We start from the raw sequence: 19,895 nt of genomic DNA on the forward strand, positions 1-19,895 counted from the left end.
TTCTTGGGTTTTTTGCAAATTGAGGAAAAAGCAATGAAAGAAAAGTTAAAGAGACTGCATAGATTTGTTTTCCATTCCAGTACCATATTTACTCAGCTGGTTGCTTTTACAGCGCTGGTAAGCATTGTACCCATATTGTTCATCAGTTCACTGGTTTTTCAAAAAATTACAAATCTGGTTACAGAGGAGTTGGTGAATTCCCATAATCAGCTGATTGCCCAGTATACGTCGAATTTAGAAAGCAAGCTTTATCAATATAATGACAGCTTAAGGCAGATAACCAATAACACCATTATTGTTAATACCCTGATGAATAAGACGGAGGATAATAATCCGCGGAGTAAAGGAACAGATGTCAGTACAGAAGTAAACAAATCACTCCATTTGGAAAGTCCCGAGCTGCGTAATTGCATGATTTATTCCAATAATTCAAACGGTAAGATTTATGGCAGCAGAGTAGCTATGATGGATGGAGCTACCAGAGAGAGCTGGTTTACAAAAAGTTTGTCTGCAAGAGGGAATTATTTTATTTATATGGCAGGCAAAAAGAAAGAAGCCATACTTTCCTTAAAGCAGGATATTATTTATATAAATACTGCGGATTATACCAGCGAATTCATCGGTATGGTTAAACTGGATATTTATCTGGAACGGCTGCTGGCACCAACCGTTACTTTTGGCGAATCGGTGTATTCTTATGATGTAATCGCTTTAGACAGTAACTCGAATATAGTATATTCCTCTAACAAAGCTTACAATTCCATACTGAATGACCTGTCCTATGAGGAACTGAATTCTCATAAAACCAATTATTATAAAGATGCTATGGTTATCAGTCCGAATCATGAAATAAACTTTGGTTTAAGACTACTGTTTTTATTCAATAACAGCCAGTTGAACAAGAAGAAAGCGGATGTCCAGAGCAGCCTCTTGCCGGTTCTCTCAGTAGTGATTGGAATTATCTTTGTTACCATGTTTGCGTTTACCAGAAGTTTTTCGAAAAGAGTGGAGAAACTGATTCATAAGATTAAGGTGGCGGAAACCGGTGATTTATCCATAACGGAAAAAATTGAAGGAAATGACGAGATAGCAGTTCTGGACAGGCAGTTCAATACAATGCTTGAAAAGCTTGATACCCTGATTAAGAAAAATTATATTCAGCAGCTGGAGAAGAAAGAAAGTGAATTCCGTAATCTGCAATTGCAGATTAATCCTCATTTCCTTTATAATACCCTGGAAACCATCAGTTCCATTGCAGCGGTAAAAGGTGTCTTTCTTATCTGTGATCTTTGTGAAAAGCTTGGAGGGAATTTCAGATACAGCCTTGGGAAAAACTATGGGGAATTCGTAACGGTAAAACAGGAACTGGTGCATACGCAGAATTATGTGTATATACAGAAAACAAGATTTGAGAATAAATTCGATGTGTTTTACAATGTTGATCCTGAAATGGAGGACAAACTGGTGCTGCGGTTCATTCTGCAGCCCATTGTGGAGAACGCCATTGTTCATGGTCTGAGTAATAATAAAGGGAAGGGAACCCTGGAGATTTCCATTAAAGAGATTAATCATATGCTGGTCATAAAGATTGAAGATGATGGTGCCGGCATGTCGCAGCAAAAAGTTGAAGAAATCAGTAATTATATCAATGATACCCACCAAACGGAACAGACCAGACAGGGAATCGGTATCAGAAATGTTAACCAGAGAATTCAATTAGCTTGTGGAATTGAATATGGAATTACGATAGAGAGTTTGCAGGGACGGGGAAGTTGTTTTACAATTACCCTGCCACTTCTTCAATAGGGAGGGTATTGGCGTGAATAGGAGTATTTTGATTGCGGATGATGAGGAACTGATAAGACAGGGGATTAAAGCCAGATTGGAGTTTCTGGAGCTGATGCCGGCGGTGCTGTATGAAGCCGAATCAGGTGAACAGGCTATTGAAATTTTAGAACAGCACAAAGTGGATATTATTATAACAGATATCCGCATGGCAGGGATGGATGGATTAATGTTTATTCGTACTGCCAAAACGATGTTACCGAAATTGCAGTTCATTATACTAAGCGGGTATGCAGAATTTGAATATGCAGAGCAGGCCATTCATTTGGGGGTGAATGCCTATCTGTTAAAGCCTGTGTCAAATGAGAACTTAAAAAAGGCCATTGAAGATTCCCTGCAGAAAATTGAGGAAGAGGAAGCTTTGAGGCTTAGCATTAGAGAAGGCTCACGTTCGCTTGCGGAAAAAAAGGATTATATGCTGGACAAGGCAGTCAATGAACTGCTCAGAAACCAGCTGGAAATTGATAATCTGCGCAAAACAGGAAACCTTGCAGGGATTGAATTTCCACTGGAAAATCAATGGAGTATTGTTTCAGTAATTCATATAAACTCTGAAAGCTATGAACAGAAATGTTTTGACTATAAGGATATTGACCTGATTAAATTTTCCATAAAGAATGTGTTTTATGAAATTGAAGGAGAGGGAAGACGGCTTATTGTTAATAACCTTTCCAATATGAATCAGCTTTATGTCATTTTTACCAATACCAATCCAGCCAGGCTGCGGATTGAGGCGGAGAAAGTATTTACCAAGTTGCAGAATCTTCTATGGAAGAAGATGAGGGTCTCCCTGACCTTTGGCAGCAGCTCCATAGCAGCTCAAATTACTGTGGAAAGCAGTAAGGAGGCTCAGGAGGCTTTCTTGCAGAGAATGATTCATGGCAAGCTTAATCTTTATTTCTATGATGATATAAAGATACTTTCAGCAGAGCAATTTCCGGTATCCGAGCTGCATATGCTGCATCAGTATATTGAGCGGCACGACGCTGGGAATATAGAATTTTTGCTCAATGATATCTTTTCAGAGGATAAGATTAAAAGATACAATGTGGCATATATACGTATTGTCTGGGCACGAATCATACAGATTCTTATTACTGTATCCAATCCGTTGTTTACCAATGATCCAAAGAATATGGAAAAGCTGGTGCTGAATTTTGAGATCTTTGAGACCTTTCAATCTGTTAAGGAATTGGTTAACTACCTTTACCTGCTTATTCTGGATAGTATATCCGTTAAGGGCGATATTGATATTAATGCCAGAAACAAGATAAAGCTGGGTATCAAGTATATTCAGGATAATTATAACCGTGATATTTCCATTACAGAGCTGGCAGAAAAATTTGCAATAAGCCCAAATTACTTCTCCACCATATTTAAGAAAGAAACCGGGCAGACAACTGTAAATTACATCAAAAATCTCCGGTTGGAAAAAGCCTGCGAGTATCTGGTACGATCGGACAAAAGCATAGCGGAAATCTCAAAAGAGGTTGGTTATGAGGACAGCCAGTATTTCTTCCGGGTCTTTAAAAAATCAACTTCATTGACACCTCTGGAGTACAGAAGACTGCATCGCAAGTGACATCTGACTTGAGTATCAGTAAGTCACATTAACAATGTGAAGCCAAATACCCCAATTTATTGTAGCAAAAGACGCATGCTTTCTTAAGGCATAGGAAGTCCTGATACTATGAAAAGGACTTTTTATGCCTTTCTGTAGGTACATTCTACATTGATTTTTACTGGCTTGTAAAATTTGCTCTTACACATATGAAAGCAAGGCCTTGAGGCGCTCTGCAACAAACAACAATTCTATCTTTAAGAGTGCTACTGTATGCCCTAAGCAGCGCTTCTAATTGCCTTGATTAGCACATGGTTCCTCTCAAAGCAGAATGACCAGTTAAGTGCATAGGGTAGCATATGGTATTCTCAATTACGCCTTTTTCGTTTCCAATTACACCTAAGCTTACAAATAGATTACAGGTGCAACAGCCAGCAGATTTTCAATTTCCGTATCCTGCTGATAGAGTTTCGGTATAACCACAGCTTCGTTTTGTAATTCCATATAATCAACTGTAAGGGGAGCTTTTCGGTCGAACTGTTTTGTAAGGACTCCTTTTTTTGTTCTCAGGGTAAGGTAATAAGGAGCCTCCTCCTGATGGAGATAACCAGGCTTATTGGTATCAATAATGGTAAAGGTGAGCCGTTTCCTTTTATCATCGATTTCACACTTTGTTAACGGACCTTTGGAAATCCAGGTTTTCTGCGTTAGAATAGCAGTTTCCAACTCCTTGGAGATATCTCCATCAGGCGTCCCTTTTATAAAGGTTGCATATTGATTCTTCATATCCCATCTGCCGTGAAGATCCATTCCGCAGGTAAAGGCAAGCTTCTCACCCTCTAATACCAGTGACTCCCACCATAAAAGTCCCCGCTGGTTTACCTCATGAAGGGGTTCGGGATTGTTGAAGATCTCGATGAAATCAATTGAAGAATAGTCCGTGATCTTCATGTCAAAACGGCACCCCCTGGCAAAAGGATGTCCGTAAGAGAAGGGATGGGCAATTCCCACCAAGGCCTTCTTTTCTTTTGCTGCCAAAAAGAGCAGTTCGGGTTTATGGAGATTCACATTCTCCCAGGATACGTATTCTTTAAGGTTAAGACACAGGATATGTCCGTAATAAGTGGTATATTCCATTCCGTAGATACAGTTTATTGGAAATTTGTTCTCTGTAAGCAGTGCAGCAATTTTTCTGTGCCCGGAAATGGTGTTATGGTCAGTTATGGCAAAGGCATCGACCTGGTCTTCAATCATAAATTCCGTTAATTCCAGGGGAGTCATGCTGCCATCTGATTCAGTGGTGTGATTATGTAATTCCAAACGTTTAAACATTATAGTTCCTTTCTTCATGCCAGGCAGTACAAGTGAGTGTCTAAAAAACCATCCTTCCGTTTTGAATGCTCTACTTTGCAGTCTTCTGCGCTGCAATTCTGGTAACGTAACATCACGGAATCTTGCCTTATCTTCTGCATAGTGGTAGCTCAAGCTCGGTACAAGCAGTCTTTCGTTACACCCTGGTGAAATAATAATAGTGCAATTCTGATGTCAGCTTTCTACCGTTAAGGTCAGCTGATAATCGGTATGGTCCATAATAACATTAAATACTACCAGTGTGATCTTAAGAACACCTGCTATACCTGTTTGTGGAATGCAGCCATCACTGGTAAAGTCAGGTGTGAAAGTCATCTGACGGGTGGTAAGCTGTTTGTGTACGCCTCCTATAAATTCCTGATTCATAGTAACCAGCGTATGAATCTCTGTCTTCATTTCGCGTATGGCATTATTAAGTTCCTCATCAGAGTAATTACTGATGCCATATTCTCCGCCGTAGGTATTAAGGAATTCGGACTTTATTTCCTCGGTGACTGCAGTAAAGCGTTGTTTATTAAATGAAAATTCTATATTCATGCCTTTGTATTCTTTGTCCAGGCAAACAGTATAGGATATCTGCCCCACAAAGCCCTTGTTCAAGGAGCCGCTGGCTTGAAAGTAAGTATGCATGAGTTTTGGATCCTTTCCTTTGGTGTTTTGTGCTTTTATCCGATTCGTAGGGAATGAAAAGCACGGTTCTGTCTTCAATATACTACTGGCAATTATAAGAAACAAGATGTTGGCTACAAGTTATAGAAATATCCACTATAGTTTGAATGTTTATCCATTGTGGTGAGGGGGGATTCATTTTAATATGAATTTGAATTTTGGTAAAAGGCAGGGGTTGGCAAGGGGACGGCAGTTTGCAGAACATAGAAAGAATTCATGCTTCGATTACAATATATAAGAAGTCCTAATTCTCTGAAGATTCTGTGCTTGGCATATCCTCAAACAGATAACTCGCTGCGCTCAGACAATCTGTTTGAGGATATAGCACAGAATCTTCAGAGAAAAGGACTTCTAATATATTTCCATAGGCGCATTCATTCTTTCTATGTTCTGCAAACTGCCTGTGTCTTGATACTCTTTGATTTTATCTATGTTATATGAAATGCAGAAAGAGATTTTGAGATGTTACCTGTATGATACAGGTATTAGGTTATTGGTTATCAGGTGCTAGTAAAAGAGATACCAGTAATGAATATCAAGTTTAAATGAAAATATTAGAAAATAGAAATCAGTAAAATAGAAATTAGTAAAAGCAAATCCCTAAAATTAGTATACCAATGAAATAACAATTTCCCATAGATAAGGAAGAACTATAAAATTTAATAAGAAAGATTGCTATAAGCAAAAAGGTGTAAAAATGAAAAAAGAGCTGAAGTTCCAAAATGGAAGATTTAAGATTATGCAGTTTACTGATTTGCATTATGTAGATGGAAGCAGTGTTGATGAGAAGACCATTAATCTGATGAGAAGTCTTCTTGCTGCTGAAAAGCCTGATTTTGTTATGATAACAGGAGATACTGTTTATGGGGTAGGGAATCTGCAGGGCCTTGAGAGGGTACTGAAGCCTCTTGTGGAGGCTGAGATTCCCTGGAGTTTTGTTTTTGGTAACCACGATGCGGAGGAAGGAGTCGGCAAAGAGGTTCTGTTTAAGAAGGTTATGGATATTCCTGGCTCCATAGTGTTTCATGCAGAGGATTCCGGGTTTGGTATCGGGAATCACTATTTGGAAATTAAGAATGATAACTATGAGACGGAGTGGGTTTTGTTTGGAGTAGACAGCGGAAGCTACAATGTCTTATCGGATATAGGTGGGTACGATTATATCAGGGAGGAGCAGATCAGATGGTACCGTAAGGCTATAAAAGAGCTGGGAGTAAGTTACGGTGATTTTGCTTCGTTGTTGTTTCTCCATATTCCCCTGCCTGAATATAAGGAGGTATGGGAGCGTAAAGGCTGTATAGGTAATAAATTGGAGGAGGTGTGCTGTCCTGCTGTTAATTCAGGATTTTTTACTGCTTTGCTGGAGGAAGGTCATACGAAAGGTGTTTTTGCCGGACATGACCATATAAACGATTATATTGGGAATTTACATGGAATTCAGCTTGGATATGGGAGAGCTACCGGATATAACACTTATGGAAAAGAAGGTTTCTTACGAGGAGCCAGAGTTATTCTGCTGGAGGAAAAGAACAAAAACTGCTTTGAGACCTATCTTCGTCTAGAAGACGGCAGCATTGTTTCGGCTGTAGAAATATGCACTGAATAAAAAAGTTTTGTCCATTGTGAGAAAATCGGGATTTTTCTATAATTGGGGTATATCAAGAAAGAGGTGTGAGCTGAATGAAACAACCAAGGTCAATGGATAATAATTCTCTGGGTAGAAGGCTTATAAAATTTTGGCCCCTGTACCTGATGCTGGTGCCGTGTATCATTTATTATATTTTAATATGCTATGTACCTATGGGTGGAATTGTATTAGCGTTTAAGGATTATTCCTTTAAGAAGGGAATATGGGGAAGCCCCTGGGTGGGATTCCGTTATTTTGAGACCTTTTTCAATAGCTTTGATTTCACAAGACTTTTAAAAAACACCCTTACGGTTGGTTTGATCAAATGTATCCTGGAATTTCCTTTTGCGATAATTCTGGCATTGATGTTGAATGAAATTAAAAATATGAAGTTTAAAAAGATCACTCAGACAATTACCTATCTGCCTCACTTTTTATCTACGGTTATTATTGTTACCATGCTGCAGAGAATACTGGCTCCCAATACAGGAGTTTTAAACCAGATTATTGGCAGTATGGGCGGGGATCCCGGTACCTTCTTTATGATGGAGCCTAAATACTTCTTCCAATTGCTGTTTTCCATGGACCTATGGAGAAATATCGGCTGGGATTCCATTATGTTCCTGGCAGCCATCAGCGGAGTGGATCCATCCTTATATGAAGCTGCCGGCATTGACGGTTGTTCTAAGTTAAAGAAAATCCGTCACATTACCATTCCCGGCATTCGCGGTACAATTGGTCTGCTGTTTATTATGGGTGTAGGTGGTATGTTATCTACCGGTTTTGAACAGATTTATCTGCTTCGAACTCCCGGAAATATGACGGTTGCAGATACTTTGGATACTTTCGTGGTTCGGGTTGGTCTTTTAAACGGACAATTCGGGTATGCTACGGCTATCGGATTGATTCAGGGTATTGTAGGTCTGATATTGGTGGTTGCCTGCAATAAACTGTCCAAAAAATTTACAGAGGTCAGTCTCTGGTAAGCTTGAATGCTCTCTACTGCTATAAGGGAAGCAGAGATAACATATAATTTATGGGAGGAACATTATGAGAAAAATATTTCAGAAACGCTTTTTAGCCACGGCTTTGGTTGTAGTAATGGCAGCTTCAGCTCTTGCAGGCTGCAGCAGCAAAGCAGATGATAAGAAAAGCGGTACAGAAAATGAAAGTACTGCTGAAAACAGACCGGATACCTGGATTGCTGACAGAACCATTACCATACAGGCTTATGTAGATGATATCGGTAATAATCTGCCTCAGGATCTTAACAACACACCGGTTATGCAGGAGATTACAAAACGTACGGGTATCAAACTGGATATTCAGTATACACCCGGAGACAGCGATGCCAGTGTAATGGCAGCACAGATGGCTTCAGGAACCATTCCGGATGTAATTATTTCTTATCTGGACAATTCCACCAGACCGGAGTTTCCTATTTTGTTAAAAGCTGCAAGAGAAGAGATGTTTGCGGATGTTTCCGGTTTATTGCCTGATACAAAGGTTTATAAACGTTATTTGGAAGACGGTTACTTACCTGATGATGCAAAGAAGAACATAACCTTCCGCGAGGAATTTAACGGAGCAGCTTATATCCTTCCTTTATACATTTCTGCCGAGGACAGAACCTTGGAATACAATCCTCAGGATGCTTTTGTCGGTGGTATGTATATTCAGAAATCCATTGTTGATGCACTGGGAATTGATCCTACTCAGGTTAAAACTCAGGAGGATTTCTATAATCTGCTGGTTAAGATTAAGGATGGCGGCTTTAAAGATGATAATGGAAATGATGTTTATGCTTTGGGACCGAAATTCTGGGGCGGTTCTGTTGATACCTTAAAGTATATTGTTCCCGGTTATACCTGGGGCGTAAGTGATGGCTACAATATTACGGAAGACGGCACCATCATGCACGAGGCAGATACAGATTATGTATTTGATAAAATCAATTATGTAAGAAAGCTTCTGGCTGACGGTTTAATGAATCCTGAGTTTTTCACCATGGATCCTACTCGTGCAGAAGAGGTTTCCAGGTCACACAATTCTGCAATCATTGCCGATGTTCACAACTATCAGGATATTGTCTACACCTCTGATGAATGGATTCCTTTGGGACCTTTAAATGATTTCACCGGAGACAATTCCAAAGTTGTACACGGTAAGACACAAAACGGTGCCTGGGCAATCTCCTCAGAAGCTGAAAATCCCAAAGAGATTCTTGATTTCTTTGATTACCTTGCAACAACAGAAGGACATATTCTTAGTGAGTACGGTGTGGAAGGTCTAAGCTATACCATGGTGGATGGTAAACCACAGGTAACAGAAGATGTTCTTAATATGATCAATAACGGCGAAAAAGAAGCTCTTGTTAATAACATAGGAGCAGGTTTTGGAAATGCAGGTTTTAACTTCTTTAATTTCATACAGACGAATGTAGATAATCTGGTGAACTTTGGTGAGAGCCGTCCCGGTGCGGCCTCCAGTGAAACTTTCAACCGCTCCGTTGAGATTGCAACGGAATTCCCGGTTAAGTTAAAATTAGTTCCTGGTCTTGATGCTACAGCGTATTTATCAGCAGATTCACTTACAGAAGTAAAAGCTAATATGGCATTATTAAACTACAATGAGATGCTGGTTCAGGCGATTTATGCAAGCTCTGACAGCGAAGTGAAGGATATTGTTGAATCCTTCAGAGCTCAGTTAAAAGTAGCTGGCAACGAAGAATTTATTGCATATTTAACAGAGCTTTATAAGAGCGACAGCAGCGCAATCGATTTTTACAACAAATAGGATGAATTAATGGGATACCGCATAGCGGTTTCGTATATCTCTATGCGGTATCCCGATGAATGAAAGGACAGGGTGTGTTCGTATGAAAACAAAAAGCAGGATAAAAGCCACTGGCTCAGAACAGGCTCTTCAGATTCTTATTTACATTATTATAACCGTACTTTGCCTGATTATAATTCTACCCTGTATCAATATCGTGGCATTGTCCTTTAATGACGGTAAGGATGCTGCAAAGGGCGGAATTTATTTTTGGACCAGAGTTTTTACCTTGGATAACTATAAAGAAGTTTTTCGTGACGGCAAGATCATGAATGCTTATAAGATAACCATCGCCCGTACAGTTATCGGGACGGTGGCAAGTTTATTGGTTACCTCTTTTGCGGCTTATGCATTAAAGGAAAAGGATTTGCCGGGAAGAAAAATTATCACAATATTAATTACCTTTACCATGTTATTCAGCGGCGGTATGATACCGACTTATATTCAGTTTAATAAACTGGGGTTAGTGAATAACTTTTGGGTATATGTAGTGCCAAGCTTAGTGAGCGTTACCTATTTACTGATGATGAGAACCTTTTTTGAAAATATACCTGTCAGTCTGGAGGAATCGGCGAAGCTGGATGGCTGCGGATACTTCAGAACTTTTGCAAGAATCATATTACCTCTTAGTAAACCTGTACTTGCTGTTATTGGACTGTATACAGCAGTAAACCATTGGAATGATTGGTTTGCAGGCTCCTTTTATATGAGAACCAGTGAGTTATGGCCCGTTCAGACGGTTTTACAGCAGATGTTGTCCAAAGCTATGGGAGCAAAGAATGTATCTACAGTAGCTCAGGCAATTGCACAAAATGCTAATACAGTTACGACTGATTCCCTGAAAATGGCGGCAGTGGTAGTTACGACAGTTCCTATTCTCTGTGTATATCCCTTTGTACAGAAATATTTTGCCCAGGGTGCATTGATTGGAGCTGTAAAAGAATAACAAAATACGAACATAGAGATTCTTTACCATTGTCTGATAATTAATATGATTATAAATATGCTATTAATTATATTTGATGGTAAAGTTTTTTTTATAGAATTTGATGGTAAAGTTCTTTTATAGAATTTAATGGTAAAAGTTCTTTTATAGAATTTAATGGTAAAAGTTCTTTTATAGAATTTGATGGTAAAGTTCTTTTATAAGAATTTGATGGTAAAGTTTTTTTATAGAATTTCATGCTAAAGTTTTTATATAGAATACAGAGGATGTAAATTTTCAATTTATGTAAAAAGTCATAAGGAGGAAGAAATGAAAGAAAAAAAGTGGGATGCTTTCGTCTATGGCGATGTTAATATAGATATAGTAATACCCGGTGTGGAGAAGTTTCCGGCACCCGGGGAAGAAGACTTGGTTGATTGTATGGATACCTTTGTGGGAGGTGGAGCAGCCCTTTTCACGCTGGGACTTGGGAAACTGGGCTTAAACCCGGTATTTCAAGGCAGTATTGGTGAGGATTGTTACGGAAAGTTTATAAAAGATGAGTTTTTAAAGAATAATGTGGATGATTCGCTGCTGACTATCAGCAGGAATAATAAAACAGGCATATCCCTTAGTTTTACCAATGAAAAGGACCGCTCTTTTCTTACTTACCAGGGAACAAATGCAGAGATAGATTTAGCAGCAATTGATTTTAATAAATTGGCGCAAGCCAGACATATTCATGTTACCCAATATGCAGGCCGTAAAAACCATGAACAGTATCTTTCCCTGTTAAAGAAGATAAAAGAGGCAGGGGATATTACTGTTAGTTTTGATGTGGGCTGGGACAGCAGCGGAGAGTGGTTTAAGGGAATTTATGAGTTGTTTCCCTATATTGATGTACTGTTCATGAATGAAACGGAAGCAATTCATTATTCCGGAAAAGCGGAGGCAAAGGAAGCAATAGAAGATTTTTCAAAGTATTGCAGGATCGCAGCGGCAAAGCTTGGAAAGAAAGGCTCTATTGCTGTTTCGGAAGGCGAGTTTTATGAGGCTCAGCCTTTTACGGTAACTGCCGTAGACACCACCGGAGCAGGAGATTCCTTTAACGCAGGCTTTATCTATGGCTTCCTTAAGGGAAAACCTGTGAGAGAGTGCCTTTTAACCGGAAATGCCTGCGGTGCAAGATCTGTTACCGCCTATGGCGGTAATACAGCGTTTCCTACTCAGGAAGAATTACTTAAATTTCTGAAAGAACAAGGTTAATTTTATTAGATTTTGTGCCGTCTAAGGACAGCGAAATGGAGGAAAATATGAAAATTGCAGTAATTGGCGGAGCAGGTGTCAGGACAGTTATCTTTATTAACGGCCTGCTGGAACGTTATAAAAACTTAAATATAGATAAGGTTGTTTTGTATGATATCAATCAGGAGAAGCTTGAAGTGATAGGAAAGCTTTGCAGCCATGTAATAAAACGCAAGAACAGGGATCTGGTGCTGGAAACAGCAGACAATGCCATTGATGCTATCAGTGGTGCAGATTATATTGTAACCACCCTTCGCGTTGGCGGGGATCATTCCAGGGTGACCGATGAACAGGTAGCACTGGAGGAAGGCGTTATTGGTCAGGAAACCACAGGAGTAGGCGGTTTTTCCATGGCAGTGCGTACCATTCCGGTATTATTAGAGTACTGTGAGCTGGTTAAGAAGTATGCTCCTAATGCCTGGATCTTTAATTTTACCAATCCCTCCGGTCTTGTGACACAAGCTCTTAAAAATGCCGGTTATGACCGTATTATCGGAATCTGTGATGCACCCAGCAGTACAAAATTCAGAATGGCAAAGGCCCTGGAGGTTGAGGAGAAAGATCTGTATGTGGAATTCTTCGGACTGAATCATCTTTCCTGGATACAGAGCGTGAAAAAGAAGGGGACGGAAATTCTTAAGGACTTATTAAAGGATGACAGCTTTTTATCCGGCATACAGGAATTCTCCATGTTTGATCCCGAGCTGCTTCGTTCCATCGGATTTTTACCCAATGAGTATCTGTATTACTATTATCACAGAGAGAAAGCCCTTGAAAATATCATAAAATCCGGAGCTACCAGAGGTAAGACCATAGAGGCTGTAAATATTCAGATGCTGCAGGAATTAAAAGAAATTGATATTGACGCCGATCCCGAGGCAGCACTTCAGATTTTCTTATATTACATGGCAATTCGTGAAGGTTCTTACATGAGTATTGAAACCGGCAGCAGCCATCAGGAAGAGATTAAAAAAGGTGAGCTGGAAGTGCCGGACGGAATGGGATATGCCGGTGTAATGCTGGATTGTATCGAAGGGCTGCAAAGCGAAGAAGGCCGCTATCTGGTGCTTTCCGTTGAGAATAACGGTTGTATTGCAGGGCTTGAGAAACAGGATGTCATCGAAGTTACCTGCAAGGTATCCTCAGAGGGAATTCAGCCTGTGCCCATTGGCGAAGTGCCTGAGCCTTGCTATCTCTTAATCCGTATGATTAAGATGTATGAGAAACTGACAGTAAAAGCTATTGAGAATAACTCCAAGGAAATTGCTATTCAGGCTCTTACACTGCATCCCTTAGTGAACTCCTATTCCCTGGCTAAGAAGCTGGTAGCAAAATATGATCAGGTCTATGGCGGAATCTTAGGAGGCGGAAATGCCCTTTGATTTTCATAACCAGGACAGAATAGGGCATTTAATAGAAGAACTGACAGAACTGCGGTACAGGGAGCTTCAGGACATTCCGGGATTTCTGTGGTACGGAGATGACGGAACCATTGGGAATGCAGACCCTAAGGGAATACCGGAAGAGGTCCATATCGGATACCGGTGGAAGGGATATGACCGTTATAATTGGCTGTGCACCAGTATCAGGATTCATGATGAACTGAAAAACCAGGAGGTCATCGGCCTGTTTGATTTCGGTGTACCGGCAGGAACAGGTAATAACAGCCATTTTGAGAGCCTTTTGTATCTTAACGGAAAGCCTTACCAGGGAGTAGACGGTAACCATAAAGAGGTATTCCTTGACATACCGGTAAACGGACAGGAACTGGAGCTTAAATTCCGGGTCTGGTCCGGCCTGAATGGCGGAGGAAAGCCTAAGGAAATGGTAATGGAGCTGGAGCGTGCACAAATAGGCGTACTGGACCATCCAACGGATGACTTATACTTTCTTTCCAGAAGCGTACTGGAAACCTACGGATTACTGGAGAAGGGCAATGAGTACAGGGAATGGCTGCTAAATGTACTGGTAAAGACCTTCCAGCTGGTGGATTATACAGAGCCCGGTTCTAAAGAGTTCTACCAAAGCACCGGGAAAGCCTATGCTTATCTTAACGGGCAGATGGATGGAAGAGGAAAACCCGGGGTTAAGGTCAGTATGCTCGGACATACCCATATTGATGTGGCCTGGCTGTGGAGAATTCGCCATACCAGAGAAAAGGCTGCCCGCTCCTTTTCAACGGTAAACCGGATGATGGAGCATTACGGCAACTATTCCTTTTTGCAGTCCCAGGCACAGCTATATGATTATATAAAGCAGGATTATCCGGAAGTTTATGCTCATATTAAGAGAAGAGTTGCAGAAGGAAAATGGGAACCCTCCGGTTCCATGTGGGTGGAGTGTGACTGCAATCTTGCCAGCGGTGAGTCTATTGTAAGGCAGATTCTTATGGGAAAGAACTTCTTCCAGAAAGAATTCGGCTATCAAAATGATTTTCTGTGGCTGCCGGATGTCTTTGGGTATTCCTGGGCACTTCCCCAAATCTTAAAAAAGTCAGGGATAGATACTTTTATCACAACTAAAATCAGCTGGAATGATACCAACAGGCTGCCATATGACACCTTTACCTGGCGAGGTATAGACGGAACAGAGATTCTTGCCCACTTTATCACAACCACAGATCTGGATTCCGATTCCTATACCTATAATGGAGATACAAGGCCTTATGCGGTAAAAGGTGTTTGGGATAATTATAAGAATAAGGATCTGAACCGTGACCTTTTGATATCCTATGGATATGGTGACGGAGGCGGAGGCCCTAACAGGGATATGCTGGAGACAATGAAGCATTTAAATAAAATACCCGGACTGCCTTACGTGCAATCAGAAACGGGTGCGGAATACTTTAAACGCCTTCATAATAATATCAGGGAAAATGCTCTGGAGGGTTATTTACCCGTTTGGGATGGAGAACTCTACCTGGAATTTCACAGGGGAACTTATACCTCTCAGGCATACAACAAAAAGATGAACCGCCGTATGGAGTATATGCTGTATCATACCGAGCTTCTTTCTGTACTGGCAGCTGAAACAGCAGGAGTTCCATATAATGAGCAGGCTATATCAGAGGCACTTAAAATAATTCTCTGCCAGCAGTTTCATGACATCCTTCCGGGTTCTGCTATCAAGGAGGTCTATGAGGACAGCCATGCGGAATATGAGAAAGCACAGTCCCTGCTTAACGGAGTATTGGAAAAAGCCTATGCTGCCTTATGTACCAATGAAGAAAACACCTACACCCTTTGGAATAACCAGAACTGGAAGCGCAGTACCTATGTGGAGCTTTCGTCCTGCTTGGAAGCAGATGCCTTCACAGACGATAGGGGAAATTACCTGCCCTGTACCATGAAAGATGGTAAAGCTGTCATTCTTGTAAAAGGTATGGAGCCTTTTTCCTTTACCAACATTAGAAGAGTTACAAAGCCTGCTTCTGCTGAGATTAATAAGAAGGAAAACAACATAACAAAAGGAAATACGGCTGCCACAAAATATTATGAAGTAAGCTGGAATGAACAGGGACAGCTTACAAGGCTCTTTGACAAAGAAGCTGACAGGGAGATTCTTACCGGTGGAAAATATGGTAATATACTTCAGATATTTGAAGATAAACCAAGATGCTTTGATGCCTGGGAGTTAGAGCCCACCTTGAAGGATAAGCTGGAGCTGGTGGAAGACTGTACGGGTATTGAGACAGAGGAGAATGCCATAGGAATCTTCGTTAGATTCAAATGGAGATATCATAAATCTGTTATCTGCCAGACTATGTGCCTGTATCATGAAAAGAGAAGAATAGATTTTAAAACAGAGGTGGAATGGCAGGAACACCAGAAGCTTATGAAAGTGGCTTTTCCGGTTAACATCCGGGCTGTTGATGCAAGGTTTGACATACAGTTTGGAAATATCCGCCGCCCCATTACCAGAAACAACAGCTGGGAAGCTGCCAAATTTGAAGTTGCAGCCCACAAATGGGCGGATATCAGTGAAGCTGGTTATGGAGTTGCATTGTTAAATGACTGTAAGTACGGCTATGATATTCTGGAAGATACATTGCGTCTGACCTTGATTAAATCAGCAGTGGATCCCGATTATACCGCAGACCTGGGGCATCATGAATTTACCTATTCCCTCTATCCGCACAGGGAGGAGTGGTACCGGAGCGGACTGGAGGAGGAAGCCTTTGACTTAAATTTCCCCATAATTCCTATAAAGGGAAAGAGCAGGGCAGGAGAAAGCAGCCTGCTGTCCTTTGATAAGAAAAATGTCGTAATAGACTGTATCAAAAAGGCTGAAAATTCCTCCTGGTACGTAATACGTCTCCATGAGTTTACAGGAGGCAGGGGTAAGGTTACAATGACTGGCAGCCTTACCGTCAAAAACTGGTGTGAATGCAACCTTATGGAGGAGCCTGTAGGAGAGGTGTCCGAAAATGAGGTGGTATTAGACGTAAAACCCTACGAAATTAAAAGCATACTGGTACAGTTTAATGGAGGATTTTAGGGTTAGTCTTTCTCAAGGGGACGGCAAATAGCGCAAACCAGAAAAACGAATGCTGGGATTTTCGGACAACGTCCGGGATATAAGGGTGAAAAGTTGCCGCTGCAGGCGGCGGAATGGAGTAGATATGAGTACGGATAGGAAACAGCAGCGCCTGAACGAGGCGATTAGTGAAATAGCAGAGAGAATCTCTTCTCGTTTTAAGGAAAATCAGAAATTACACCAGTCCTTTATCAATTGCTTTGAGAGCACTGCAAAGACTACCACAAAGTTTCTTGAGGAGGATGAGGTCTTTGTATTTACGGGAGATATTGCAGCTATGTGGCTTCGGGATTCTTCTGCACAGGTGGTGCATTATCTTCCTTTTTTGAAGGAATATGATATCCTGGAGGAATTTGTAAGAGGTCTTATTAAGAGACAGATGAAATATATACTCATTGATCCCTATGCCAATGCTTTTAATGAAACGGCAAATGGAAACTGCTGGGAAGTTGATATTACCGAAACCAATCCCTGGAACTGGGAGAGAAAATATGAAGTGGATTCCTTATGTTATCCTGTCTGGCTGCTTCACGAATATTACGAAAGAACCGGAAACCGTGAAATCTTCACCCCAGAGGTTAAAAGAGCCTTTGAGGAGATTATAAGGCTGTGGACCAAAGAGCAAAACCATGAGACCCAGTCTGATTATTCCTTTGTTCGTCTGAACTGCCCTCCTTCCGATACCCTGACCAGAGAAGGAAAAGGTGAACCCACAGCCTATACGGGTATGACCTGGTCCGGCTTTCGTCCCAGTGATGATGCCTGCCGTTATGGATATCTGATTCCCGCCAATATGTTTGCAGTGGTGGTGCTGGGCTATATGGAGAATTACCTCAGAGAAATCTATGAGGATACTGAGCTGGCAGAACAGGCAGCGAAGCTTAAGGAGAGTATAGAGGAGGGTATCCGCCAGTACGGAATTGTTGAGACCGGAGAATATGGTAAAGTGTATGCTTATGAAACGGACGGTCTTGGTAACTATAATTTAATGGATGATGCCAATGTTCCCAGTTTATTATCAATTCCCTGGCTGAAATACCGGGAGAAGGAGGATTCTGTCTATGAAAATACCAGAAGGTTCATCCTAAGCCGTAATAATCCATATTATTACGAGGGGACAGCCGCAAAGGGTATTGGCAGCCCTCATACACCTGACCAGTATATCTGGCATATTGCGCTTACCATGGAGGGACTTACAGCAGCGAAACAGGAGGATAAATTAAGAATTCTTAACACCCTTTTGGCTACGGATGCGGATAAAATGGTGATGCATGAGGGGTTCTGCTGTAATGAACCCAAGCTTTATACAAGAGAATGGTTTGCCTGGGCCAATTCCCTGTTTGCCCTGTTTGTAATGTCGCTGTACGAAGGGCAGAATTACTAGTTTTGAAATATCAATATCCGGGTAAAGCGTGGATATTTTCGATAGCCTTTGACAGGAAGCCTCCTCATTGTTTCGCCAAAAGGCAGGAACGGTACAGGAGCGCATGCCCATCGGCAGACTTGAAAGGTTGAAGGAAAATACGAATAAATAGAAAGGATGCCACACTAAGTTTCTTTCAGCCGGTTTTATTAGTGGCAATACCACAGACCTGTCTGCGGTATGGAATGGTGTACACATGAAAAATTATACCTTTGATACTACCATAGAACTGGAGGTTCTTAAAAATTATCTGGACAGATCCGTTACGGCTGCATTTTTCATACACACGAAAACCTTGGAGGATGACTTAAGAGCCATTAAAAACCTGGGCGTAAAGTTTATCGGAAGAGCCTCAGGAGTATGGTATCCGGACCTTGATGATGAGGAGCATTTTAAGAAGTCAAAATATCTGGCAGACCGTGTTCATGAGATTGATACAGAGATCATTCTCCAGGCTTGTGTTTTTGAAGCAGTTTACAGACATATCGAAAATTTTAAAGTCCCGGCTTATGTATTTGAAGCCTTTGGACTGCCGGTGGAAGACCGTGGTTTCCGATTTGAAGAAATGCGGTTTCCGGAAGCCCCCAACGGGTTTATCTGGGGAGAAGACGGTGCACTTCCTGATATAAACCGCCTGGAGACCAGGCTGTGGTTTTATTACCGGGCAACCAGGTATATCGATGCCGGTTATGAGGCCCTTCATATGGGACAGATTCACCTCTATACCGCCAATGACCGTGGTATGGTAAAAATGTCGGAATTGATGGAGATGATACGCAGCTATGGAAAAGAGCATGCAAGAAGGCATAAAGTATTAATGGATGCTCACAGCCACGGCATTAATATAAAGGGAAGACTGCTGCTTGATTATCATGCCATGCCTTTTACCAGGTATCCGGTTACAGACAGAGCCGGTGAGAAACTGGTGCTGGTAAAGGAGGGCTACAGTGAAGGTGGCTTAAATCCCAATGGCTGGAGTGCTGAATCCATGCCTTATTTAATGGAGTATGATAACTGGGGCGGTAAAGTGATAGAGGACTTTGAGAGTATCAGTTATGAAGAAAGGGCCTGGAAGGATTGGTGGGGTTATGACCAGATCGGATGGTTTGCCAACCAGGATGAGGCAGGACAGAAGCATTTCCTTGAATATACCTATAAATGGACTGCAATCACTCATTCCAATGCTTATTTTCAAATCCCCTTCCGCCGGAGCCTGGAAAGTGCGGCAGTGAAGATGGTTCGTGGTGATAACGGTGAAGAGGATATGCAGGATTATTATCAGATAAACAAAAAAAGTGCTGATTGCCCTATGGGTTTTAATATGGAAGAGACTGTGAAAAAGCTCTGGGAGACGGGGGATAAATTGCGCAGACTTGCCGGAAACCCCGCTGATCTTATGGACTACGGTGCTAAGAATGTTTTTGATCCGGAAACAGGCTATAAATTGCCGGAAAAGATTGTTGTATATGGAAGCTTTCAGCCTCTTGCAGGGGCAACTCATAATGATTCCAACAGTGAAGTTACCAGAATGTATTATATCGGAGACAATACTTACACCCTTTCCCTGGTAATTCCTTTTGCAGGAGAATACGATTATGCCGTTTCCACTTATGGAACCCTTTCCGCTACTTATTGTTATGATACCTATCCCAGAAGTGGCTCCTCCAACAAAGGCTTTTTTAAGGTTGAAAAGGATAATACGGTAGTGCGCTTCCGTTACCGTTTCCTGGATAATAATGTGACAATAGAAGTATTCGAAGACTGAGGAAGGAATAATACAGGAAATAAGGGCTATGGT

The 19,895-nt window shown here is 41.3% G+C and carries 13 protein-coding genes; 11 read left to right on the forward strand and 2 right to left on the reverse strand.

The features are described from left to right. Positions 1–33: 33 nt before the first annotated feature. Entirely contained in the window at positions 34–1,806 is a 1,773-nt protein-coding gene (locus BR73_RS0106330; protein WP_033164845.1) for a sensor histidine kinase, read from the forward strand. A 13-nt stretch (positions 1,807–1,819) separates the two neighbouring features. Beyond that, positions 1,820–3,427: a response regulator gene (locus BR73_RS0106335; protein ID WP_033164846.1), complete on the forward strand. Its 1,608-nt coding sequence runs from the start codon at positions 1,820–1,822 to the stop codon at positions 3,425–3,427. A 384-nt stretch (positions 3,428–3,811) separates the two neighbouring features. On the opposite strand, the gene BR73_RS0106340 is transcribed toward BR73_RS0106335, so the two are convergent. Continuing rightward, on the reverse strand, positions 3,812–4,738 hold the full coding sequence (locus BR73_RS0106340; protein WP_033164847.1) for a CehA/McbA family metallohydrolase: 927 nt from the start codon (positions 4,736–4,738) through the stop codon (positions 3,812–3,814). Between the two features lie 213 nt (positions 4,739–4,951). After that, complete coding sequence (locus BR73_RS0106345; protein ID WP_033164848.1) at positions 4,952–5,407, reverse strand: DUF6669 family protein; 456 nt, start codon at positions 5,405–5,407, stop codon at positions 4,952–4,954. Positions 5,408–6,143: 736 nt separating this feature from the next. Between BR73_RS0106345 and BR73_RS0106350 the strand changes: the two genes are divergently transcribed. The 9 genes from BR73_RS0106350 to BR73_RS0106390 all read left to right on the forward strand — a co-directional run bounded on the left by BR73_RS0106350 (position 6,144) and on the right by BR73_RS0106390 (position 19,862). Then, complete coding sequence (locus BR73_RS0106350; protein WP_033164849.1) at positions 6,144–7,052, forward strand: metallophosphoesterase family protein; 909 nt, start codon at positions 6,144–6,146, stop codon at positions 7,050–7,052. A 74-nt stretch (positions 7,053–7,126) separates the two neighbouring features. Continuing rightward, complete coding sequence (locus BR73_RS0106355) at positions 7,127–8,059, forward strand: ABC transporter permease subunit (protein WP_033164850.1); 933 nt, start codon at positions 7,127–7,129, stop codon at positions 8,057–8,059. Positions 8,060–8,123: 64 nt separating this feature from the next. Then, on the forward strand, positions 8,124–9,869 hold the full coding sequence (locus BR73_RS0106360) for an extracellular solute-binding protein (RefSeq protein WP_033164851.1): 1,746 nt from the start codon (positions 8,124–8,126) through the stop codon (positions 9,867–9,869). 82 nt (positions 9,870–9,951) lie between these two features. After that, on the forward strand, positions 9,952–10,854 hold the full coding sequence (locus BR73_RS0106365) for a carbohydrate ABC transporter permease (RefSeq protein ID WP_033164852.1): 903 nt from the start codon (positions 9,952–9,954) through the stop codon (positions 10,852–10,854). 309 nt (positions 10,855–11,163) lie between these two features. Next, positions 11,164–12,099, forward strand: coding sequence for a carbohydrate kinase family protein (locus BR73_RS0106370; RefSeq protein ID WP_033164853.1), 936 nt, complete (start codon positions 11,164–11,166; stop codon positions 12,097–12,099). A 47-nt stretch (positions 12,100–12,146) separates the two neighbouring features. Further along, entirely contained in the window at positions 12,147–13,520 is a 1,374-nt protein-coding gene (locus BR73_RS0106375) for a glycoside hydrolase (RefSeq protein ID WP_033164854.1), read from the forward strand. After that, on the forward strand, positions 13,510–16,635 hold the full coding sequence (locus BR73_RS0106380) for an alpha-mannosidase (protein WP_033164855.1): 3,126 nt from the start codon (positions 13,510–13,512) through the stop codon (positions 16,633–16,635). Before BR73_RS0106375 ends, BR73_RS0106380 begins: the two co-directional genes overlap by 11 nt. Before the next feature lie 124 nt (positions 16,636–16,759). After that, positions 16,760–18,058: a glycoside hydrolase family 125 protein gene (locus BR73_RS0106385; protein WP_033164856.1), complete on the forward strand. Its 1,299-nt coding sequence runs from the start codon at positions 16,760–16,762 to the stop codon at positions 18,056–18,058. 235 nt (positions 18,059–18,293) lie between these two features. Further along, positions 18,294–19,862, forward strand: coding sequence for a hypothetical protein (locus tag BR73_RS0106390; RefSeq protein WP_033164857.1), 1,569 nt, complete (start codon positions 18,294–18,296; stop codon positions 19,860–19,862). The last annotated feature ends 33 nt before the right edge of the window (positions 19,863–19,895 follow it).

This window comes from Clostridium sp. KNHs205, from assembly GCF_000702945.1.
In the GTDB taxonomy this organism is placed as follows: domain Bacteria; phylum Bacillota; class Clostridia; order Lachnospirales; family Lachnospiraceae; genus Anaerocolumna.